Annotated in this window: 15 protein-coding genes; 13 read left to right on the forward strand and 2 right to left on the reverse strand. The window is 51.5% G+C overall.

The window, feature by feature from the left end; all coding sequences use genetic code 11:
* Positions 1 to 127: 127 nt before the first annotated feature.
* From LBW89_RS07315 to LBW89_RS07360, 10 genes are all read left to right on the forward strand, one after another.
* Positions 128 to 3,061 carry a glycoside hydrolase family 3 protein gene (locus LBW89_RS07315; RefSeq protein ID WP_225038868.1) on the forward strand — a complete coding sequence of 978 codons (2,934 nt, stop codon included), beginning with the start codon at positions 128 to 130 and terminating at the stop codon, positions 3,059 to 3,061.
* 502 nt (positions 3,062 to 3,563) lie between these two features.
* The gene (locus LBW89_RS07320; RefSeq protein ID WP_148457358.1) at positions 3,564 to 4,112 is read left to right on the forward strand and encodes a hypothetical protein; all 549 of its coding nucleotides are present in this window, start codon (positions 3,564 to 3,566) and stop codon (positions 4,110 to 4,112) included.
* Positions 4,113 to 4,411: 299 nt separating this feature from the next.
* Positions 4,412 to 5,428 carry a LacI family DNA-binding transcriptional regulator gene (locus LBW89_RS07325; RefSeq protein ID WP_225038869.1) on the forward strand — a complete coding sequence of 339 codons (1,017 nt, stop codon included), beginning with the start codon at positions 4,412 to 4,414 and terminating at the stop codon, positions 5,426 to 5,428.
* Between the two features lie 261 nt (positions 5,429 to 5,689).
* The gene (locus LBW89_RS07330) at positions 5,690 to 6,988 is read left to right on the forward strand and encodes an ABC transporter substrate-binding protein (protein WP_213508145.1); all 1,299 of its coding nucleotides are present in this window, start codon (positions 5,690 to 5,692) and stop codon (positions 6,986 to 6,988) included.
* A gap of 78 nt (positions 6,989 to 7,066) precedes the next feature.
* Positions 7,067 to 7,951 (forward strand): carbohydrate ABC transporter permease, encoded by an 885-nt coding sequence (locus LBW89_RS07335; RefSeq protein ID WP_225038870.1) that lies wholly within the window; start codon positions 7,067 to 7,069, stop codon positions 7,949 to 7,951.
* Between the two features lie 28 nt (positions 7,952 to 7,979).
* The gene (locus LBW89_RS07340; RefSeq protein WP_213508147.1) at positions 7,980 to 8,819 is read left to right on the forward strand and encodes a carbohydrate ABC transporter permease; all 840 of its coding nucleotides are present in this window, start codon (positions 7,980 to 7,982) and stop codon (positions 8,817 to 8,819) included.
* Between the two features lie 21 nt (positions 8,820 to 8,840).
* Positions 8,841 to 9,920 (forward strand): Gfo/Idh/MocA family protein, encoded by a 1,080-nt coding sequence (locus LBW89_RS07345; protein WP_225038871.1) that lies wholly within the window; start codon positions 8,841 to 8,843, stop codon positions 9,918 to 9,920.
* A gap of 21 nt (positions 9,921 to 9,941) precedes the next feature.
* Positions 9,942 to 10,901 (forward strand): carbohydrate kinase family protein, encoded by a 960-nt coding sequence (locus LBW89_RS07350; RefSeq protein WP_148456565.1) that lies wholly within the window; start codon positions 9,942 to 9,944, stop codon positions 10,899 to 10,901.
* An 11-nt stretch (positions 10,902 to 10,912) separates the two neighbouring features.
* Complete coding sequence (gene gtfA / locus LBW89_RS07355; RefSeq protein ID WP_148456568.1) at positions 10,913 to 12,382, forward strand: sucrose phosphorylase; 1,470 nt, start codon at positions 10,913 to 10,915, stop codon at positions 12,380 to 12,382.
* A 17-nt stretch (positions 12,383 to 12,399) separates the two neighbouring features.
* The gene (locus LBW89_RS07360; RefSeq protein ID WP_148456572.1) at positions 12,400 to 13,377 is read left to right on the forward strand and encodes an aldo/keto reductase; all 978 of its coding nucleotides are present in this window, start codon (positions 12,400 to 12,402) and stop codon (positions 13,375 to 13,377) included.
* Positions 13,378 to 13,483: 106 nt separating this feature from the next.
* Here the strand turns inward: LBW89_RS07360 and LBW89_RS07365 are convergent, their stop codons facing one another.
* On the reverse strand, positions 13,484 to 15,031 hold the full coding sequence (locus LBW89_RS07365; RefSeq protein ID WP_148456574.1) for a flavocytochrome c: 1,548 nt from the start codon (positions 15,029 to 15,031) through the stop codon (positions 13,484 to 13,486).
* Positions 15,032 to 15,276: 245 nt separating this feature from the next.
* On the reverse strand, positions 15,277 to 16,380 hold the full coding sequence (glf, locus tag LBW89_RS07370) for a UDP-galactopyranose mutase (protein WP_148456576.1): 1,104 nt from the start codon (positions 16,378 to 16,380) through the stop codon (positions 15,277 to 15,279).
* A gap of 173 nt (positions 16,381 to 16,553) precedes the next feature.
* On the opposite strand from glf, the gene LBW89_RS07375 reads away from it, so the two are divergent.
* From LBW89_RS07375 to LBW89_RS07385, 3 genes are all read left to right on the forward strand, one after another.
* Positions 16,554 to 17,435, forward strand: coding sequence for a LysR family transcriptional regulator (locus tag LBW89_RS07375; RefSeq protein ID WP_148456578.1), 882 nt, complete (start codon positions 16,554 to 16,556; stop codon positions 17,433 to 17,435).
* A gap of 192 nt (positions 17,436 to 17,627) precedes the next feature.
* Positions 17,628 to 20,552, forward strand: coding sequence for a glycoside hydrolase family 3 N-terminal domain-containing protein (locus LBW89_RS07380; protein ID WP_225038872.1), 2,925 nt, complete (start codon positions 17,628 to 17,630; stop codon positions 20,550 to 20,552).
* Positions 20,553 to 20,628: 76 nt separating this feature from the next.
* A complete protein-coding gene (locus tag LBW89_RS07385) occupies positions 20,629 to 23,079 on the forward strand; it encodes a beta-glucosidase family protein (protein ID WP_148456580.1) in 2,451 nt (816 codons plus the stop codon).
* The last annotated feature ends 2 nt before the right edge of the window (positions 23,080 to 23,081 follow it).

Genomic DNA, 23,081 nt, shown 5'->3' on the forward strand with positions numbered 1-23,081 from the left:
CTCAGTATTGCCAAACCTATCTTTTCTCCAATCAACACCAATGAATTCTATATGAAAACGCCTCTAATTTTACGGGTATCCCCCCATTCGGATCTGGCTTAAAATACGCCTGAAGGAGATGATAACGATGTCAGCACAAACCGGCTATCCATTTCAAGATACATCCTTACCGTTAGAGGAACGGGTAAATGATCTGGTTTCCCGCTTTACTTTGGAAGAAAAAGTGGAACTGATGGTTCAGTATCAGGCAGCTGTCGAGCGGCTTGGTGTGAAAGCGTATAAACACGGAACGGAAGCGGCGCACGGCATGGCCTGGCTTGGGGAGGCCACCGGGTTCCCGCAGCCGATCGGTCTCGGCTGTACCTGGGACACGGAGCTGATGAAACGGATCGGCAGCGTGATCGGCGACGAAGCCAGAGGCTTCTATCGGCGGAATCCCGAAATCAACGGCTTGACGCTGTGGGCGCCGACGGTGGATCTGGAGCGCGATCCGCGCTGGGGACGCACGGAGGAAGCCTATGGAGAGGACCCGATTCTGACCGGGAAGCTGGCGTCCGCACTCATTCAGGGGATACAAGGGGATCACCCCGTTTATTTGAAAGCGGTTGCCACGTTGAAGCATTTTATCGCCAACAACAATGAGGTGGGCCGGGGGGACGCTTCGGTCAGCATTGATCCGCGCAACATGCGGGAATATTACTTGAAAGCGTTTGAAATTCCGTTTAAAGAAGGCGGCGCCCAGTCGATGATGACGGCTTATAATGCCATCAACGGCGTGCCGGCCAATTTGAGTCCGGACGTCAAAGCGATCGTGAAGCAGGAGTGGGGGATGGACGGCTTTGTCGTAAGCGACGCCTTTGATGTGACGGGGACCGTCCGTGATCATGGCTACCTCGACACGTACAAAGAAGCGGTCGCCCGCTCCGTCAAGGAGGGCGGCATCGACAGCATTACGGACGACTCGGTCGTGATCAAGCAGGCGCTGCGCGAAGCGCTCGAAGAAGGGCTGCTGGCGGAAAGCGACCTGGACACCGCGCTGCGCAACACGTTCCGCGTTCGCTTCCGGCTCGGCGAGTTCGATCCGGAAGAGGGCAATCCGTACGCGGCGATCGACGAGTCCGTCATTTTGCGGCCCGAGCATGCGGAGCTGTCGCGGGAAGCCGCCGCGAAAGCGGCCGTGCTGCTGAAGAACGACCGCGGCCTGCTCCCGCTTCAGGCGGACGCGCTGCGTAAGGTCGCCGTGATCGGACCGCTCGGCGACATCGTCTACCGGGACTGGTACAGCGGATCGCTGCCTTACGCGATTACGCCGCTGCAGGGCATCCGCGAGAAATTGTCGGCGGCCGGCAAGCAGGCGGAGACCCGGTTTGCCGCCGGAACGGACCGCGTCCGCCTGAAATCGAAGAAGACCGGCCGCTACGTCGTGATCCAGGCCGGCGAGTCTGCGGCGCTGGCGGCCACGGCCGAGCGGGCGGAAGAAGCCGCCGTATTCGAGATGACGGATTGGGGCTGGGGCAGCCATACCCTGATCGCGGAAGAGAACGGCCGCTACTGGACCACGGATGACAAGATCGTCAAAGCCTCGGCCGAGCAGATTTGGGAGTGGTTCACGAAGGAAGTATTCCTGGTGCAGCCGAAGGAACATGCGCCGGATCGCGTCACGTTCTCGACCTGGAACGGCACCCCGGTGACGGTGAACGAAGCGACGGGCGAACTGCTGGTCGGGGACGGCCAGGCGGCGGAAACGGCGAATGAGATCAATGTCGCGGGAGCGGCCGAAGTCTCCGGGGCGGAAGCCAAAGTCATCCACGCCGACGAGTTCGAACTGGAGATCGTGACGGATAAGCTACAAGCGGCGAAGGAAGCCGCGGCGGATGCCGAGCTGGCGGTCGTGTTCGTCGGGAACCATCCGCTGATCAACGGGAAGGAAACGATCGACCGTCCGGATATTACGCTGCCGGAATCGCAGGAGCAGCTGATCCGGGAAGTTTACGCGGCGAACCCGAATACGGTCGTCGTCGTGGTCGGCAGTTATCCGTACGCGCTGAACTGGGCGGACGCCAACGTGCCGGCGATTCTGTACACGTCCCATGCCGGACAAGAGCTTGGCCATGCGCTGGCCGACGTACTGTTCGGCGATACCAATCCGGCGGGCCGCCTGAATATGACCTGGTACAGATCCGTGGACCAGTTGCCGGAGTTTATGGACTACGACATCATCAAGGGCGGAAGAACTTATCAGTATTTTGAGGGCGACGTATTGTATCCGTTCGGCCATGGTCTGTCTTACACGACGTTTCGGTACGACGGGCTTCGTCTTGCCGAGGAGCGGTTGGATGCGACCGGCTTTCCGGAAGCGGAGGTCCGCCTGACCTGCCGCGTCACGAATACCGGCAAGCTGGCGGGTGAGGAAGTCGTGCAGATCTACGGAAGTGCGAACCAATCCCGGGTCAAACGCCCGCGCAAGCAGCTGCTCGGGTTCCGCCGGGTGATGCTGCAGCCGGGTGAGACGGCCGAAGTCGAATTCGCCGTCCCGGTTTCGCAGCTGGCGATTTGGGACGTGACGCGCGAGCGCTATTGCGTTGAAAGCGGCACTTACACGTTCCTGGCCGGTGCATCCTCGGAGAACCTGCCGCTGTCGGCCGGCTTGACGGTGGACGGCGAGACGATCCCGCCGCGTGATTTGAAGCAGCCGACCCAAGCGATCAATTACGACGACTACGAAGGCGTATGGATCGGGGAGTGCGCGGAAGGCGGCAGCGCGGTCGAGCTGAAAGGCACCGGCGGATGGATCGCATTCGCGGACGCGGAATTCGGAAGCGGCGCAGGGACGCTGCGCGTGCGCGCGGCAGTGGGCGCGGCGGACTCCGCCGTCGAGGTGCGCCTCGGCTCACCGGAAGGAGTGCTTGCGGGCAAGCTGGCGTGGCACTCGAACGCGAACGCTAGCGGTTCCCGGGAGTGGAAGGAGTACACTTGCGAGCTGAACGGTGTTGCCGGGCGGCAGGACGTGTATCTGGTTCTGTCGGGAGCGGTCGCGATCCGCGAGATTCAATTTGCGTAAAGTTGTAGCTGAATAAGGGAGGGTTGAACCCCGGCTGATTCTTTTGGAATCCGTCCGGGGTTCTTTTTGCGGGATGTGGGATGTGGGATGTGAATGTGTGGCGTGGGAATGCGAGGTGCGGGGTGGGAAAAATGCGGGGGCGGTTGGTCGCCCTCGGGATAAGGGCCCAAAACGGCCTTATTTTGTCGAATTTGGCCATTCGCCAGGAAATAGCGGTCTTTTGAGGCCTTATTTTTGCGAAAAGCGGGCAGAAACCCGCTTTTGGGCCCCGCCGCCGCAAAATAAGGCCGTTTTTGGCCGCTATTTCCCCCGCGGAGCGGAATTCGACCGAAATAGCGCCCCAAACGGCCGCTATTTCGACGAGCGGCCAGAGGGATGGCGGGGCCGCTGGGAAAGCTGCTTTTTTGCGTTATTTGGCCAGCGCATCTTCAAAATTTGGAAACCAAACCCGATATAACTAAGGAAATATATAACAGAGAGGGAGTAGTCAAACGTGTTCAAAATGGCAAAAGGGAGTCTATGGATCGGTCTGGTCTTGGCCATGTCTCTGGTATTTACCGGATGTGCGGGTAAGGAAAAGACCGATGAAGAAAAACTGAAAGAAGCGATTCAGAAATCGCTTGAAACTTCGCTGGCCGAAGGGGCCGCAACCGCGGAGGAGCCGCCTAGCGTGGAGTCCAAACTCGGCGAGATTCAGAACTTTGTTACCTCCGATATCTGGAATGAAGGTTTCGTCAACATAAGCTGGTATGCGAACAGCGGGACAGGCAGCACCGGGGAGACGTTGGACATCGACTTCGTCATTGAGCGTCTCGGCAAGGCCATGGAGAAAAAAGCGGAGTACGACACCTATGTGCAAGGGCTGGACGCCAAGTATGACGATGTTAAACAGGTATGGACCAAGCTTTCCGGCGAAATCGACACGCTGTATGCCAAGCTGAAAGAGAACCCGCCTAAAGCCGAGGATCCGAGCTATGAGTTCGATACCGGTCCGTTTAAACAGTACAGCGAGGCGTTCAGCAGTGATGTGGAGGCTTTGGAGTCCAAGTAATAATCATTTTTCTGAGATTGTTTAAGCTGCGCAGGCTTTAAGCTATCACATAAAAGAACCCCAAACGTTTGAGTTGAACCGGCGTTTGAGGTTCTTTTACTTTTCAAGGCACGATTTCTCTGCGTTCCGCAAATCATATAAGAGACGGCGGGAAACGCAAATGAATCATTCGGCAGTGGTTTTGAAGGGGGGGAGAATTAAAGTTGATTTAATGTTAAAATATTGTCAAGATTAGGTTTAGATGGCGTTCGGAATTATCCGGGCGACAAGACGATAAGCGAGTTTTTAGGAGTGGTGTCATGTCAGTTACGATTGAAGATATCGCCAAAGAGGCGCAGGTTTCGGTCGCGACCGTTTCAAGGGTCATCAATAATTCCAAGGCGGTCAGTCCGGAGCTGAAAAAAAGAGTCAATGATGTGATTCAAAAAAGAAATTTCAAGCCTAATTCTTTGGCAAGAGGGTTAATCACGAATCAAACAAACATTATCGGGATTATCGTTCCCGACATTTCGAATCCGGTATTCGGGGCATTGACCAGGGGGATCAACAGCTTTTGCCAACAGAAAGGGTATACCTTAATGGTTTGTGAATCGGGGGGGCAGCAGGAAAAGGAGGTTGAATTATTAGGCGTTTTGGCCGATAAAAAAGTAGATGGCGTTTTGTTTGCGGGAGTTGATGTTAATTCTGCTTTGGTAGGAGAGATGAAAAGGCAAGGATACCCTATCGTATTGGTGACACAAGAAGCTTCGGAAGGTGAAGATATCATTCATACGGTCACTCATGACAATGTGAAGGCCGTGTATGATGCGGTTTCCTTTTTAATTGAAAACGGACATCAAAAAATAGCGTTTATAGGCGGGCCGGAAAACGACTATTCCTCCGGACAGAAACGTTTAAAGGGATATAGGCAGGCCCTAAAAGAACACAACATTGAAGTTCCGGCTTCTTATATCGAACATGGGAACTTTTCCTTCGATTCCGGGTACGATTGCATGAGAAAAATATATGAAGAAAATAGTACCCTGCCAACCGCGGTAATGGCCTGCAACGATGTGATGGCGATCGGGGCCATACGATTTCTAAAAACGGCAAAAGTTTCGGTCCCTGCCGATATTTCCATTATGGGGTTTGACGACCTGGAGTTCGGAAAATACTTCAGTCCCGAATTGACAACGGTACGGATTTCTTATTTTGATGAGGGCCTTAAAGCGATCAAGACCCTGTTCAAGCTGATTCATCATAACCAGCAAGCCATACCGAAAACCCAATTTGTTCCCCATAAAATCATTAGAAGAATTAGTGTGCGAAAAATATAATGGATAATTTCTATTGATTTTTAGTAAAAATCCGGGGTATAATATATCCACATCAGGAAAAGGTTTTCCTGATGTGGATTAAAAAGCTAGACTTTAACTAAAACAAGGGGGAATTAGAGGTAAAAATGTGTGGTGATTTTTTTGTCTAACGGGAAAAGGTTTTCCTGAACAATGATTTAAAGGGGGCTAATTTTTTTAAACGTTTAAGAAAGCGCTCTATTTGTTGGAAACTAACAATTTTACTTCAATGGGGGTTTTTTCATGACATTGTTAAAAGGAAAAAAAATATGGATGCCGTTGATTGCAGCTTCTCTCGTTTTTTCATTGGCGGGTTGCGGTGGGAATTCGGCTGAGTCGGAGTCGGAATCAACAAACACCAAGGAACCGGTGACCATCACTTTTTCATTTGACCAAGGAATCGGAAAGCCGGCGCAAACGCTTGTTGATGAATATAACGCAAGCCAAGATAAATACGTCGTCAAAACGAAAATCTTGCCGCAGGACGCCAATGTGGTCCACGATGATTTTGTCAATAAGCTGGCCTCGGGCGATAAAAGCGTGGACGTGATGGCTTTGGACGTGGTCTTTGTGGCGGAGTTTGCGGCTGCCGAGTGGTTAACCGATCTAACCCCGTATTTTGATCAGGCAACGCAGGATAAATATTTGCCGGGTACGATTGAAACGGCGACGTACAACGACAAGCTTGTCGCTTTTCCGTGGTTTACAAATGCAAGCGCTCTCTTTTACCGTAAAGACGTACTCGATCAATTGGGGGTAGAACCGCCTACTACGTATCAAGGTTGGATGGATCTGCAAAGCAAAGTGCAGGGCAAGAACGATATTCAATACACAGGGGTTTTTCAAGCGGCGCTGTCCGAAGCGTTGGTATGCAACTGGGTTGAATATATAGCCAACAACGGCGGAGAGGTCCTGGACGCATCAGGCAAACCGGTTGTCAATTCGGAGAATAATATCGAAGCGACCCAAATCATGCTTGATATGGTCAAAAAGTATGCTCCCGAAGGGGTAACGACTTATACGGAGCCGGAAAGCGAACAGGTATTCCTGGACGGCAAAGCGCTGTTTATCCGGGATTGGTCCGGATTCTGGAGCCAAGCCAACAAGGAAGGTTCCAAAGTCAAGGATAAAGTGGGCGTTGCCGCTTTACCGGTTGGTCCTAAGGGTACAGAGGGGCATTCCACTTTGGGCGGTCTGAATCTGGTGATCAATAAGTACATTGATGATGAACATAAAGAAGCCGCCGTCGACTTTATCAAATATCTGTCCAGCGAAAGCGTACAGAAGAAGATGAATTTGATCGCTGCCCAACCACCGGTATTGAAAGCGGTTTATCAAGATCCCGAAGTTTTGAAAGCGAATCCATTCTACGCGGATTTCTATAACATTATTATGAATGGGAAGGCAAGACCGATGTCTCCTCAATATTCCAGAGTTTCCGATTCGATTCAAACTAACATCCATGCGGCATTGTCGGATCATATCGATATAAAAACGGCATTGGACAACATTCAAAGCGATCTTGAAGCATTGAGCAAATAAAGAAATTAAACCTGCATGGGCTGCGGGATGGCACCGGATGTTCCGCAGCCCATGTCATCAGAAGGAGTTAATGAGGGAATGAAGAGTTTACAGCAAAGAAAGGAAACTAGAGATGCCTGGCTGATGATGTTCCCTGCGCTAATTATTTTATTGGTCATTGCGGTTTATCCGATTTTAAGGACATTTTGGTTAAGTCTGCATGAAATGGTGTTAACAGATCCGGGCTCAGGATATCCATTCGTCGGTTTAAAAAATTATTCGGATATATTTCGGGATGGGAGAGCGGGAGCATCGATTTTTTTCACCTTTAAATTTACGATAGCGACCGTTTTTTTTGAATTAGTCGTCGGCTTTGCTGCGGCGATGATTATGAACAAAACGTTTAAAGGCAGAGGGCTGGTTAGAGCGGCGATTCTTATTCCATGGGCGATTCCGACTACCGTATCGGCCCTGATGTGGAAATTTATATATAACGACCAGTACGGTTTGTTTAATGATGTGCTTTACAGACTCGGGCTGATCGATGGCTACCGAGCTTGGTTAAGCACGGAAAGCGGTACATTTATGGCGCTGGTGATAGCGGATGTCTGGAAGACGGCTCCGTTTATGGCGTTGCTTATCTTGGCGGGGCTGCAAATGATTCCCGGCGATTTGTATGAATCGGCAAAAATCGACGGCGCCAATTCTTTTCAGGCATTCGTAAAAATTACTTTACCGATGGTCAAGAGCACCGTGCTCGTCGCTCTTCTTTTCAGAACGATCGACGCGTTCAGGGTATTCGATTTGGTTTCCGTCATGACCGGCGGGGCAAACGGTTCGGAAAGCGTATCTTTATATGCTTACACCCACCTCATGAAGTTCCTGAATTTCGGCTATGGTTCGGCGCTGTCCGTTCTGATCTTCTTAGTTGTGTTTGCCATTAGCTTAATTTATATGAAATCGATCGGCAAAAATCTTGCCTAAAATATATTCGGAAAGGGGGAAGGTTACGGTGGATCTTAAGGTATCGAGAACGTTTAAGTCAAGCTTGTTATATGTGCTGGTTTTATTGTTTTTAGCCTTTATTTTGCTGCCCTATATCTGGCAATTTTTAACGTCAATCAAACCGCTTGCGGAGATATCGGCTATTCCCGCCAAATGGATACCCAGCACAATGAACGTAGATTACTATTTTAATGTATTCCAGAAACATCCGTTTGCCAGGTATTTATTGAACAGTGCGGTTGTTGCGACGATCACCACGGTTGTAAGCATTTTAATCGGCGCATCGGCATCCTATGCTTTGGCGAGACTGCGCTTTAAAGGAAAAAAAGTCATCCTGCTGTCGATCCTGACGATTTCCATGTTTCCGACGATCTCCACAGTCAGCCCATTATTTTTAATCTTGAAAAATATGAATCTGCTAAATACTTATGCCGGGCTAGTTATCCCTTATACCACATTTGCCTTGCCAATGGCGATCTGGTTATTAACGAACTTCTTCAGCCAACTGCCGAAGGGGTTCGAAGAAGCGGCGACCATCGATGGTTGTTCCAGACTGCAAACTTTTTTCAGAATTATGCTGCCGCTCATTAAACCCGCCACCTTTTCGGTAGGCCTGTTGGTTTTTATCAATTCCTGGAATGAGTATATTTATAGTTTGACTTTCATGACGGATGACAGCATGCGCACGGTACCGGTGGGGATTGCGTTGTTTCCCAGCAATTATGAACTGCCATGGGGTGACATGGCGGCGGCATCGATTGTGGTCACGGTTCCGCTTATCGTGTTGGTTTTAATCTTCCAGCAGAAAATCATCGCCGGCTTAACCTCCGGGGGAATCAAAGGATAAAACAGCAAAGGGAGAATGAGGATGAGTAAAATTAAATTTGGTCTTATCGGTTCAGGATGGAGAGCCGAATTTTACATTCGGATCGCAAAGGCCCTTCCCGAGAGGTTCGAATTAACCGGGGTGCTGATCCGCAGCCGGGAAAAAGGGGAAGCATTCGCGCGGAAGTTTGGAGTTAACGTCGTCCAGTCGCTGGACGAGCTAATGAAGGGCGAGCCTGATTTTGTGGTGTTATCCGTCAAAAGAGGGATTGTTACCGATTATTTAATCGATATATTTAAAAAGAGAATCCCCGTCTTGTGCGAGACCCCGCCGGGAGAAACGGTAGAGGCCTTGGAAGAACTGTGGGAACAAGCCAATCAATATAACGCTAGGATTCAGATCGCCGAACAGTACTTCGTACAACCGCTGTATGCCGCTTGGTTAAAAGTGATCCGGGACGGTAAACTCGGGGAAATCAGCAATATCAATCTATCGTCCCTGCATGGATATCACGGCGTCAGCATCATCAGGAAGTTTTTGGACGCGGGATTTGAAAATTGCATGATCTACGGGAAAAGGTTTTCCTTCGAGGTGACGGAAACCTACGGACGTGAAGGTATGGACTTGGACGGGAAGATTTTTTCCTGTACCAGGGACCGTTTGACTTTGGAATTCGACCACGGGAAAGTCGCGTTTTTTGATTTTTCCGATCCGGCGCAATACCACTCGTTTATCCGTACCCGCCAACTGACCGTGCAAGGCGTAAGAGGCGAGATCGACGACTTGACCGTTCGGTACCTCACGTCCGATAACGTGCCGGTAACTCAGGAATTAAACCGTATCGACTTAGGTAAATACAATAATCAGGAATGGTCCCACAACGGAATCATGTTGGGCGAAGAGTTCGTGTACAGGAATCCGTTTGCGAATGCCCGATTGAACGATGATGAAATTGCCGTGTCCACATGCCTGGATCGGATGGGTGAATACCTGGCCACGGGGACCGATTTTTATTCTTTAAAAGAAGCGCTGCAAGATACTTATATTTCTTTGATGATGGACACGGCGCTTAAAAATCCGAACCAAGAAGTAAGAACTTCAACAAGAATATGGGCAAAGTAATCGGATTCCGGGGGGACTGGCATGTTTAATTTTGATCATCGCATCGAGCTTAGAAACAGCGTAAACGATCTGTTCATGGCGGGAGAAATTCTGATCGATATGATCTCCGCGGATTATAATGATAATTCGACAAGCGGTACTTATCATCGTTTTTTTGGCGGGTCGCCCTCCAATATCGCGATGAACGCGAAGAAATTGGGGATACGGGCGGTTGTTGCCTCGGCTACGGGGGAAGACGGGCTAGGTTCTTATCTAATTCATGAATTAGAAAACGCCGGAATCGATACGGGATATGTTCAAAGGGCGGCTGATTATTCCACAAGCATGGTTGTCGTAACCAAAAGCCGCTCCACACCGATTCCTATTTTTTACCGGGGCGCGGATTATCATCTGTCTTACACCCCGGAGCTTGAAGAGGGTTTGAAAAACTCCAAAATCGTACATTTTTCCTGCTGGCCCCTATCCAGAAGACCGGCGAGAGACACGATTGAAAAGATCATAGCCACCGCCAAAATGAATAATTTATTGGTCTGTTTTGATCCGAACTATCATCCGATGCTGTGGGAAGACGGTGAGGATGGCGTCCGATATGTGAAGTCGATCATCGGGAAGGTGGATATTGTAAAACCGTCCGAAGACGATGCGGAAAGATTGTTTGGAAAACAAACTCCAGAACGTTATCTGGAAACGTTTCTGAAGCTAGGCGCGAAACTCGTCATCCTAACCTTGGGAAAAGACGGCGCCGTGGTTTCCAACGGTACGGAAACCGTCCGCTTCGACACCTTGGCTACCGAGGTGGCGGATACGACGGGCGCGGGAGACGCTTTTTGGTCGGGATTTTACGCGGCGGCTATAAAAGGTTATCCCATCAGACAAGCCTTGGCCCTGGGGTTTGCGGTCAGCGCCTATAAGTTGAAATATACCGGCGCCATTGTCGATTTGCCAAGGCTGGAAGTTATTAAAAACATGTATGGATTATAGGAGGAAAACAAGTGACAGTCCAAAACCAAGTGCAGCTGATCACGTATCCGGATTCGTTGGGAGGTGATTTAAAGACGCTCAACCGCGTTCTCTCCACGTATTTTTCGGATATTTTTAAAGGCGGGATTCATATCCTTCCGCCGTTTCCTTCTTCGGGAGACCGGGGGTTTGCTCCGCTTACGTATCTGGAAATCGATCCGAATTTCGGTACCTGGGACGATGTGAAAGCGATTGGCGAGAAGTCTGACGTATTGGTCGATTTGATGGTGAATCATATTTCGCGGCAGTCGGAGTATTTTCAGGATTTTCTCCAAAAAGGCCGGAAATCCGAGTACGCTGATTATTTTATTACGCTGGATAAGATTTGGCGAGACGGGGAACCGGTCCAAGCGGATATTGAAAAAATGTTCTTGCGCAGACGGCTGCCGTATTCCACGTTTACCATCGAAGAAACCGGCCGGGAAGAAAAGGTGTGGACGACATTTGGAAAAACCGATCCTTCCGAACAAATCGATTTGGATATCAACTCGCCGAAGGTCAAGCAGTTGTTTACCGACTTCTTTATGCATTTTAAAAGGCATCATGTAAAAATTGTGCGTCTCGACGCTGTCGGTTATGTCATTAAAAAGTTGGGGACGAGCTGCTTCTTCGTGGAGCCGGAAATCTACGAATTTCTCGATTGGATCAAGGAGCTTGCCGATTCCCTGGACATTGAATTGCTTCCGGAAGTACACGCTCATTACTCCATCCAGTATAAGCTGGCGGAACACGGCTATTGGATCTACGATTTCATTTTGCCTTATCGCATACTGGAGGCGTTAATCGATAAAACCGGCGAACCGCTGAAGCAATACTTGAAGACTCGGCCGCATAAACAGTTTACGATGCTGGACTGCCATGACGGCATTCCGGTCAAGCCGGATTTGGACGATTTGCTGGATACCCGAGAGGCGAGAAAATTAGTCGACACCTGCTTGGAAAGAGGGGCGAATCTCAGTCTGATTTTATCGGACGAGCATAAAGCCGAGGATGGTTTTGATGTTCATCAAATCCGTTGTTCGTATTATTCCGTTCTGAATGGCGATGACGATGCCTATCTGGCTGCCCGGGCGCTGCAGTTCTTTACGCCGGGCGTACCCCAGGTCTACTATGTCGGGCTGCTGGCCGGGGAAAACGATCTGGAAAATGTGAAAAAAACCGGGGAAGGTCGGGAAATTAACCGCCACAACTTTACCCTTGGGGAAATCGAACAGGCTTTGGAAAAAGCGGCGGTTCAGAGATTGTTGAAGCTGATCCGGTTCCGCAATGAATATGAGGCGTTTAACGGGGAATTTCAAGTGCTTGACTCCGCGGCGGATGAAATCCGGCTTTCCTGGCAAAAGGATGAAACGCGCTGCACCTTGTTCGTTGATCTTAAAACGAATCAGTCGGTGATCGATTACACGGATGAACATGGAGCTATGAAACAATATTTTGTATAACAGAGGATGTGCTAAAGATGACAGTATTGCCTATTCATCATCACGGATTGAACGCAAGCCGGCTTATTTTTGGATGTATGGGGCTTGGCGGAGGCTGGAGCAGGGATCCCATTCTAACCGAACATGTAAAACAGGCGCATGAAGCGGTAGAGACGGCTTTGGCCAGCGGAATCCATATGTTCGATCATGCGGATATTTACGCGTTCGGAAAAGCCGAGACCGTCTTTGGTCAGGTGTTGCAGGAAAAGCCGGAGTTAAGAGAAAAAATGATCATTCAGTCCAAATTAGGGATTCGCTTTCCGGATGAAGCGGGCGGCATTCCGGCACGTTATGATTTTTCCAAGGCCTACATTTTGGAGAGTGTGGACGGGATTCTTTCCAGACTGGGCGTTGATTACCTGGATATTCTGCTCTTGCATCGACCGGATGCGCTCATGGACGCGCGGGAAGTAGGGGAAGCCTTTCATCAGCTAAAAGCGTCGGGAAAAGTCCGCTATTTTGGCGTTTCCAATATGGGCGCCGGGCAAATTCGTTTACTGCAAGCCCATTGCAGCGAAAAACTGGTGGTCAACCAATTGGAATTGAGCTTGCACAAAATCGGTTGGCTTGAAACCGGCATCCATGTAAATCAAGACGCGGCGCGTAGCAATATTTTTCCCGAGGGCACACTCGAATATTGCCAGATGGAGAACATTCAGCTTCAAGCTTGGGGGTCATTGGCCAAAGGCTTATACTCAGGAGCCAGTCTGGAGAATGCCGACGAAAATGTAAAGAAAACGGCTTTGCTGGTGAAACGGCTGGCGGAAGAGAAGCGAACTTCGCCGGAAGCGATCGTGCTTGCCTGGCTGATGAAACACCCCGCCGCCATCCAGCCGGTCATCGGGACAACCCACCCTTCCCGAATTCGGGCGTGTGCGGAAGCCGAGAACATCGGATTAAGCCGTGATGAGTGGTACACTCTATACGTTAGTTCCCGAGGCGTAGGCTTGCCTTGATGCATAAGCATTCCGTTTTTGCGCCGGCACTAAAACGAACAAACGCTTGGACTCCTATGAGCCCAAGCGTTTGTTGTTTGTTGAGTGAGGGGAGGCGACCCGTTTCTTACTGTCCCTTCACAAACTCCGCCGACTTAATCCCGGCTTGGCGGCCGAAGATGATGATTTCGGCTACGGAGTTGCCGCCGATCCGGTTTTGGCCGTGCAGGCCGCCGGTCACTTCACCCGCGGCGAAAAGGCCGGGGATCGCTTTGCCTTCTTTATTCAACACTTCCGTGTTCGTGTTGATTTTGACGCCGCCCATCGTGTAGTGAATCCCGGGAGCGATTTTGATCGCATAATAAGGGGCTCCGGACAAATCGTTGTCCATCCCGGTCGTTCTGCCGAATTCCGCGTCTTTTTTATTCTTCACGGCGGCGTTCCACGTATCGAGCGTTTTTTGAAGCGCATCGGCCGGAACATTCATGGCCTTGGCCAAGGCTTCCACCGTATCCCCCTGAATGACAAAGCCCATTTTTTCGTACTGCGCAATCGCTTTGGCGCGGGATTTAACGCCGGAATCAAACACCAGGTAGGCCGATTTCTCCGGAAGCGCATTGATGGCGGCGGTCACTTTATCGCGGGTATCCAGCTCGTTGGCGAAGCGTTTGCCTTCGGCGGACACGAGGATCGCTCCCTCCCCGCGCACGGCTTCCCCGATGAGATAGGACTTCTCTTGCTGAACCGTCGGGTGAACCTGGATTTGATCCATATCGACCGTGATTCCGCCGAGTTGTTCGATCATTCGAATGCCGTCCCCGGTGCTGCCGATTTGGTTCGTCGTGACGTATCCTTTCAGATCGGGTCTGACTTCGCTAATCATGTCCATGTTGGCGCCGAACCCGCCGGTCGTCACCACGACCGCTTTGGCCGCAATGGTCTTCTCTTCCGTTTGGTTCAAAACCACTTTCACGCCGTTCGCTTTGCCGTCCTGCTGCGTAATCTCCTTGACGTCGGCATTCACGAAGAGCGGAATGCCTTGCTCCTGCACATTTTTGACCAAGCCGTTGACGAGGTATTGGCCTACCGCGGACCCGTCTTCCGGACGGTGCGTGCGTTTCTCGTTCATGCCGCCCGTAATCGTAAGATTGTTCAAGCGGATGCCGATGGAATCCAGCCAATCGATCGCTTCGGCGGAATGATCCACGAAGAAGCGGAGCATTTCCTTGTCATTGGTGCCGTGACCGCCTTTTAACGTCTCTTCGTAAAACAGATCATTGCTGTCCTCGATGCCCTGCTCTTTTTGAAACTTGGTTTGGGATGCGTTCATGCCTGACGAAGACTTTGTCGTGTTCCCGCCCGCAACCGGCATTTTCTCGAAAATCACCGGGTTCATGCCGCTGGCTTTAGCCTCCAGCGCGGCCGACATGCCAGCTCCGCCCGCCCCGACGATGATGATATCGTAGCTATCTTTAAGCTGATCGAGCGGGGTGTACGATTTCTCGGACGCGCCCGAAACGGCCTCGGCCTTCTGGGTTTCCTGTGCGGCGGTTTCCTTTGGCGCGCTGTTTTGGTTTTGGCCTTCTTTCTGATTCTGGTTCCCGGCGCCGCAACCCGCGATGACGAGCATGAGCGAGAGGATGAGAAGAAGTGCTGCTGGTGCTTTCCTGTTCATGTTGAACCCCTCCACTGAGATATGTAAATATAACGGTGAGCGAAAGTACGAACCTCTCGGCTTCACCGTAATTCACTATACCAAAGGTTTAACACAATTATTGTGAACTAATTCACAAATAGTGTGAGGTATGTCTGTTCTGTTGCACATACGGTCGGGGCGCTTCTCCCTTTTACCGATTATAAAAAAGCAAGATCCCGCCCGCAAACACCGGAGGAGATCCTGCTTTTCACCGCAAAACCCCTTTACTTCTCCTCAAACTCCCGCTCCACCGCCGTCAAAGCGGCCCCGATGACCTGGTGCATGTCATAGTACTTGTAAGTGGCCAGCCGTCCGCCGAAAATAACGTCCCGCTCCGCGTCGGCCAACGCTTTATACTTCTGGTAGATCTCATTGTTCTTCTCGTTGTTGATCGGATAATAAGGCTCGTCCCCGGGCTTCCATTCCTTCGGATATTCCTCCGTAATCACCGTCTTGTCCTGCGTGCCGAACTCAAAATGTTTATGCTCGATAATCCGGGTATAAGGCGTCTCCCGGTCCGTGTAGTTGACCACCGCATTTCCCTGGAAGTTGGATTCGTCCAGCACCTTCGTTTCAAAGTGCAGGCTGCGGTATTCGAGAACGCCATACCGGTAATTATAGTACTGATCGATCATGCCCGTATAAACGACCTTTTTGGCCCGCTGCATCAGCTCGTCCCTGGCCGCAAAGAAATCGACATTCAGCTCGATATCCGCCCCCGCTAGCATCTTCTCGATAATGGCCCGGTAACCTCCGACCGGAATGCCTTGATAGCGATCGTTAAAGTAGTTATTGTCATACGTGAACCGGACGGGAAGGCGCTTGATAATAAAAGAAGGCAGTTCCCTTGCGGATCTTCCCCACTGTTTCTCCGTATAGCCCTTGATCAGCTTTTCGTAGATATCCGTACCGACCAGAGAGATGGCTTGCTCCTCCAGGTTTTGAGGCTCCGTAATCCCCGCGGCCAAGCGCTGCTCTTCGATTTTTTGCCGCGCCTCTTTCGGGCTGGCCACTCCCCACAGCTTATTGAAGGTATTCATGTTAAAGGGAAGATTGTAGATTTCCCCTTTGTAATTGGCGATCGGGGAATTGGTATAGCGGTTGAATTCCGCGAACCGGTTCACATAATCCCAAATCGTTTGACTGTTCGTATGAAAAATATGGGCTCCGTATTTGTGAACCTGGATCCCTTCGATTTCTTCCGTGTAAACATTTCCGCCGATATGGTCTCTTTTATCGATGACGAGGCAGGTTTTGCCTCTTCTTCCCGCTTCATAAGCGAAGACGGCGCCGAACAAACCCGCGCCGACAATCAAGTAATCGTACATGATGGGAAACTCCTTATTTTTCTTGATGGCCTGACATAAAAAAACACATTCACATCTTAGCATAAAACGAATGGGATCAACTACAGACCACCGCAACCTTTCGATATGTTATACTAGACCATACCATTCGGTTTGCCGACTCGAAGGGTATGGAATCAGGGGGTTCAACCAGCATGAATACAGAGGCATTGGAATATTTCATTAAAGTTTACGAGAAGAAGAGCGTTACCGCGGCCGCGAAGGACCTGTACATAACACCGCAGGGGATCAGCAAAACGATCCGGCAGTTGGAGCTGGAGCTGGAAGCGGAATTGTTTTATAGAGGACCTCGGGGAATGGAGGCCACCCAGGCGGGGGAATTGCTGCATGCCCGGGCCAAGCATATCCATTACCTGATTGAAGACATAAAAAAAGAAATCAGCATTATCAGCGGCCGCAAAGGCTTGTTGAACGTTCTGATCACCTACTCGATCACCTCCGTGCTCCCGGTGGATCTGCTATACCGGTTCTCGAAAGAGCATCCGGATATTCAGATTAAACTGAAGGAATACCCGGACGATTATCCGATCTCCAAAATGTTCGAAGAGGAAGTGGATGTCGGCCTGGTTGTCGGGACGGCGGAAGCGGAAGAATGCGAGTTCGAGCGGCTTACCGGCGGCGAAGTGGTTGTCGTCGTCTCCAAGGATCACCGGCTCGCCCGTCAGGATGAGATTTCGATCCTTGATCTGGCGGGCGAAGAATTGGTGACGAAATCGGCGGGTCAAGGGAAAGAAAGCGGGTTTATCGAAAAATGCCTGGAATATGGATTTACGCCTAAGGTCGTCCATGAATTCGGCAATTTGATCTCCGCCCACCGGCTGTGCGAACAATACGGAGCTGTGGCGGTTTCCATCGATTTTGTCGAGGCATCGCTCCAAAACGATAACTTAAAATGGATCAGGCTGAAGGAAAAGATCCCGCAGGATATCTATCTGGTCTACAGAAAAAGAGGGATCCAATCCAAAGCGGTCGCGTTGTTTCAAAACTATGTGAAAGAGAAATGCAAGTCGTTTTGACGGGCTGGAGGGGGCCATCAAAGCGGCTTTTTTTCATGCTAAACTAAAAGTTACCTCCCCCTAACGATTGGTTGATAGTTATTTCAAAAGTTATAAGGTACCCTTAATTTGCAGTCATGAAAGCACATACAACGGGAGCGATCGATCATGCTTGGCCGGAAAATGTGCGTCTTACATAGGAGGGGGAACGAAGTGAGTAAGTCAGGTAGAAACAAAAAATCATTTGGGGTATGGGCGGTCGTCTTTTTGGCGCTGCTGATCGGTACAATTGTAACCGTTTCAATGGTATCGATTGCGGAAACGCTGAAAATTCTGCTCGTATCGGTCATCATTCTTGCGGTGCTCATCGCCGCTTTCGGTTTTGTTTGGGCCAGAAGAAATCAGACCGAGAAAAAGGGCTGGCGGAGGTTTTGGCTGGCGTGTCTCAGTTTGGGGCTCGTTATCGTCATTGCCCTTAACGTCGGCATCGGTCACTATCAGGTCGTCATTAACCAGTATTTGACCAAAGTCAAGATCGACGAAGAAAAGAAAGCCCAAGTGACGGCGGAATCGAAAGCCGTTGTCGAACAAATCGAGGATGAAGGGATCGTCCTGCTGGAAAATAAGGGGAATGTCCTTCCACTCGACCAGAATAGCGCCAGCGAGAAAAATGTAAACGTTTTTGGCCAGGCGTCCGTCCGCATGGTATACGGAGGAAGCGGGTCCGGCTCGGGTGATGAGAGTGCGAATGTCAGCATCCAGCAGGGGTTGGAGAACGCGGGCTTCAAAGTCAACAGCGAGTTGACGGATTTCTACAACACGCATGCGCCGGAAAAGAAGAAACAGGACAACTTTAATCTGGATGGCGGCGACTACACCTTAAGCGAGCCGGCCACCAGCGAGTTTAGCGAGGATTTGCTGAAGAAGGCGGAGGAATTCTCCGATGTGGCGCTGATCGTATTGTCCCGTTCCGGCGGCGAAGGCGGCGACCTTCCGTTCGAAACCTCGGAGTACGGCGGATCGAAGGACCGTCACTATCTGAAGCTGTCGGAAGCGGAAGAGAAAATGATCGATCTGGTCACTTCCCGCAACTTCAAGAAGGTGGTTGTGGTGATCAACTCCAGCAATGCGATGGAACTGGGCTTCCTGGAGAAAGAGGGCGTCGATGCGGCGATCCTGATCGGCGGTCCCGGCGCTACGGGGAACAACAGTGTGGGCCGCATTCTGGCGGGCGCGGTGAATCCGTCCGGCCGTTTGGTGGACACCTATGCTTATGATATCACCACATCCCCGGCTTATTTCAACGCCGGTAACTTCAGCTATTCCAACACCAAGCATAAAGCGGTCGACAAGTTCGGCAAAGAGAGCGAAAAGTACCACGCTTTTCTTAACTATGCCGAAGGGATTTATGTAGGTTACCGCTACTATGAGACGCGGTACGTCGACAACAAAACGGGTCAGGTGGATGAAGCCGCCTACCAAAAAGCCGTACAGTATCCGTTCGGTTACGGTTTAAGCTATTCGAATTTTAAACAGGAAATTACGAACTATCAAACTTCGGCAGATACGATCTCCGTTGAAGTAAAAGTAACGAACACCGGCGACAAAGCCGGCAAAGACGTGGTTCAGCTGTATTACACGCCGCCTTATTACGAGGGCGGGATTGAAAAGTCCCATGTGGTTCTGGGCGCGTTCGATAAGACGGAAGTTCTTGAACCGGGCGCATCCGAGACGATCAAGCTCGACATTCCGGTGGAGGAGATGGCTTCCTACGATGACCGGAAAGAGAAGGCGTATGTCCTCGAGGCCGGCGTATATGGCATCAAGCTGATGAGCAACGCCCATGATGTCATCGATTCCAGAACGTACGAAGTGAAAGATACGATCGTATATAACCAGGACAACAAGCGCGCTTCGGATCAAACGGTAGCTACGAATGTGTTTGACGATGCCAGAGGCGACGTGACCTACGTATCCCGGGCGGATTGGGAAGGCACGCTGCCCAAAGAGCGCACCGCGGACAAGGAAGCTTCTCCGGAATTGATCAAGGCTTTGGAGAACAAGCAGCCTGTCGACAATCCGGAAGACAAGGACATTACGTTTGCGGACCATGGACTGGAGCTGAAAGACCTAGTGGGGTTGGATTATAACGATCCGAAATGGGCCCAATTGCTGGAACAGCTCTCCATCGATGAAATGGCCCAGTTGATCGGATTTGGCGGATATGCGACGCAAGCCATCGAGTCGATCAAGAAACCGGCCACCACGGATCTGGACGGTCCGGCGGGCGTCAACGCGCTCTTGACCGGGATCAACGGCGTACAGTTTATGAGCGAAGTGGTCCTTGCATCGACATGGAACGTGGACCTTGCGCACAAAATGGGCGAGTACATGGCGAACGAAGCGATTGTTTACGGGGTTAGCGGATTGTACGCGCCGGCCATGAACATTCACCGGACACCGTTCTCGGGCCGAAACTTTGAGTATTATTCGGAAGACGCCCTGCTTTCGGGCAAAATGGGGGCGGCCGCCGTACAAGGGGCCTTTACCAAAGGCGTATATTCCTACATCAAGCACTATGCCTTGAACGACCAAGAGACCAACCGGGATGGGGTTGCGGTCTGGTCGAATGAACAAGCCATTCGCGAATTGTACTTGAAGCCTTTTGAAATTTCCGTCAAGGAAGGGAAGTCCACCGCGGTCATGTCCTCCTTTAACCGGCTCGGAACGACTTGGGCGGGCGCGCACTATGGACTGCTCACAACCGTACTGCGCGACGAATGGGGCTTTAAAGGCATGGTCATCACGGACTGGGATCTGTTCCCGCATATGGATACGGACCGGGCGATTCGCGCGGGTAACGACCTGATGCTGACGACGATCGGGGAGAAGCCATCGAAGTTGAGCACGGACACCAATACCGGCAAACAGGCGATGAGAAAAGCGAGCCACAACATTCTGTATACCGTGGCGAACAGCAACGCTTTCGAGATCAATGTGACGCCATATCCGTTCTGGGTGCTGGCCCTCGGTATCGGAAACCTCGTTCTTCTGGCCTTGCTGACACTCGGGTTCTACAAAGTGACGCATAAGAGAAGAAAGGTGAAACAGGCAGCGGCCGAGACGGAGACACTGTAAGTCCAAAAATAAACAGAAAATGCTTTGGCGGTAGCCTGTGAGGCTACCGCTCAAAAGCTAAATGGGGTATCGGGAGATGAAACACAAATACTTGATAGAGCAAATGACGTTGGAGGAGAAGGCGTCTCTCATGTCGGGCAAGGATTTCTGGCAGTCCCAGGATATTCCGCGGCTCGGCATCAACAGTATGTTTCTGGCTGACGGGCCGCACGGAATCCGCAAGCAAGCGGCCGCGGCGGATCACCTCGGCCTGAATCCCAGCATTCCGGCTACCTGCTTTCCGACGGCGGCGGCCGTTGCGAACAGCTGGAACGTAGAGCTGGGAAGGAAGATCGGCGATTATCTGGGCAAGGAGGCGGTCGCCCAGAAAGTAAACGTCCTGCTCGGCCCGGGCGTTAACATGAAGCGGGATCCGTTGTGCGGCAGAAATTTCGAATATTTCAGCGAGGATCCGTATCATGCCGGGAAAATGGCGGCGGCCTATATTCAAGGCATCCAAACGCACGGCATTTCCGCGTGCGTTAAGCATTTTGCCGTAAACAACCAGGAAGAGCGGCGGATGTCCATCGATACGATCGTGGATGAGCGAACGCTGCGGGAAATTTACTTGACCGCATTCGAAATCGCCGTGAAGGAAGGCGGGACCCAAACGGTCATGTCCTCCTACAACATGTTAAACGGCGAATATACGAATGAGCATCTTCATTTGATGCGGGAGATCCTGCGCGAGGAATGGAACTTCGACGGTGTGGTCGTGACGGACTGGGGCGGAAGCAATGACCGCGTTGCCGGTTTGCTGGCCGGCAATGAACTGGAAATGCCGACGACCGGTGGAGAGACCAACGAAGAGATCATTCAAGCGATCAAGAGCGGAAAAATCAAGGAAGACGTGTTGGATGAATGCGTGGACCGGCTGCTGAACCTGATTTTTAAGACCGAAGAGGTATTCAAAGGGGCCGAGCCACAGCCAATTGATGTCGACCTGCATCATCGGGCGGCTCAGGAAGCGGCGGAAGAATCCATCGTGCTGCTGAAAAATGAGGATGGCATCCTGCCGCTGAAGCCGGGCGTCAAAGCGGCGATCATCGGGGATTTTGCCCAGGAAGCCAGATATCAGGGAGCCGGCTCTTCGATCGTCAATCCCACTCGGTTGGATCATACGCTGGACTGCTTGCAGGAATTCGGCATCGTCAGCCTGGGGTATGAACCGGGTTTTGAACGGTACGGCAAAAAGAACCGGAAGAAACTCGAAAGAGCCTGCGCGCTCGCGGAGAAGGCGGAGGTGGTCCTGCTCTACCTCGGTCTGGACGAAGCGACGGAAGCGGAAGGTCTGGACAGACAGAACATGAAGATCCCGGATAATCAGATCGAGCTTTTGCACGCTTTGCAGCAAGTCAACCCGAATATCGTGGTGGTCCTGTCCTGCGGCGCCGCGGTCGAAATGCCATGGATCGGCAAGGTAAAAGGACTGGTTCACGCTTATCTCAGCGGTCAAGCCGGAGCCAAGGCGATCCTGCGTGTTTTGACGGGCGAAGTGAATCCTTCCGGGAAGCTGGCGGAGACCTATCCGCTCCGGTACGAGGATACGCCGGCCTGCCACCAATTTCCGGGTAAGGAAGTCAGCGTGGAGTATAGAGAAGGTCTGTACATGGGCTATCGTTACTACGATTCGGCGAATGTAGAGGTTCTTTTTCCGTTTGGATACGGACTAAGCTACACCACCTATGAGTACTCCGAGATCCGGGTAGATCGGAACGGCGTCACCTTCAACATCACCAACACCGGAAACCGGGCGGGGATGGAGGTTGCCCAGCTCTATGTCGGATGCGGCGACGGCCAGGTGTTCCGGCCGCGGAAAGAGCTGAAGGGATTCACTAAAGTATTCCTAAACGCGGGCGAGACGCGGACCGTAACGATTCCTTTCGACGACAAAACGTTCCGTTACTTCAATGTAAAAACCAACCGGTGGGAAGTGGAGGAAGCGGACTATCAAATCATGGTCGGGGCCTCCAGCGCGGATATCCGCCTTGCGGCATCCCTTTTTGTGGAAGGGACCGGGGCGCCGGTGCCTTACGATAAGAACGAGCTGCCCTCCTACTATACCGGCCGGGCCAACAAGGTCGGCAAGCAGGAGTTTGAAACGCTGCTCGGGCGCAAGGTGCCGGTGTCGACCTGGGACCGGACGAAGCCGCTGGGCTACAACGATACCATCGCCCAGTGCCAGTATGCCAAAGGCTGGGCCGCGCGGCTCGCTTACCGGCTTATGGTATTCGCCTACTGGTTTCTTCGGAAAATCGGCAAACGGAGCACGGCCAATATCATTATGATGTCCGTCTACCATATGCCGTTTCGGGGAATCGCCAGAATGACCGGCGGCGTTGTAAATATGCCGATGCTCGACGGGATTCTGATGATGGTCAACGGCCGTTTCTTTAAAGGCCTGCGCCATTTTTTGAAGGAAAGAAGCAAGATGCTGAAAGCCGCGAAACAGAAAGAACAGCGTGTTTTGGCAGCGGAGGAGAGATAAGC

The sequence above is a fragment of the Paenibacillus sp. alder61 genome (assembly GCF_020179875.1).
Lineage (GTDB): Bacteria > Bacillota > Bacilli > Paenibacillales > Paenibacillaceae > Fontibacillus > Fontibacillus faecis.

Coding starts and splice junctions, on each gene's coding strand:
- LBW89_RS07315 (WP_225038868.1), top strand. CDS start 128: ATGTCAGCACAAACCGGCTATCCATTTCAAGATACATCCTTACCGTTA.
- LBW89_RS07320 (WP_148457358.1), top strand. CDS start 3,564: ATGGCAAAAGGGAGTCTATGGATCGGTCTGGTCTTGGCCATGTCTCTG.
- glf (WP_148456576.1), bottom strand. CDS start 16,380: ATGTACGATTACTTGATTGTCGGCGCGGGTTTGTTCGGCGCCGTCTTC.
- LBW89_RS07385 (WP_148456580.1), top strand. CDS start 20,629: ATGAAACACAAATACTTGATAGAGCAAATGACGTTGGAGGAGAAGGCG.
- LBW89_RS07365 (WP_148456574.1), bottom strand. CDS start 15,031: ATGAACAGGAAAGCACCAGCAGCACTTCTTCTCATCCTCTCGCTCATG.
- LBW89_RS07360 (WP_148456572.1), top strand. CDS start 12,400: ATGACAGTATTGCCTATTCATCATCACGGATTGAACGCAAGCCGGCTT.
- LBW89_RS07325 (WP_225038869.1), top strand. CDS start 4,412: ATGTCAGTTACGATTGAAGATATCGCCAAAGAGGCGCAGGTTTCGGTC.
- LBW89_RS07350 (WP_148456565.1), top strand. CDS start 9,942: ATGTTTAATTTTGATCATCGCATCGAGCTTAGAAACAGCGTAAACGAT.
- LBW89_RS07375 (WP_148456578.1), top strand. CDS start 16,554: ATGAATACAGAGGCATTGGAATATTTCATTAAAGTTTACGAGAAGAAG.
- LBW89_RS07345 (WP_225038871.1), top strand. CDS start 8,841: ATGAGTAAAATTAAATTTGGTCTTATCGGTTCAGGATGGAGAGCCGAA.
- LBW89_RS07335 (WP_225038870.1), top strand. CDS start 7,067: ATGAAGAGTTTACAGCAAAGAAAGGAAACTAGAGATGCCTGGCTGATG.
- LBW89_RS07330 (WP_213508145.1), top strand. CDS start 5,690: ATGACATTGTTAAAAGGAAAAAAAATATGGATGCCGTTGATTGCAGCT.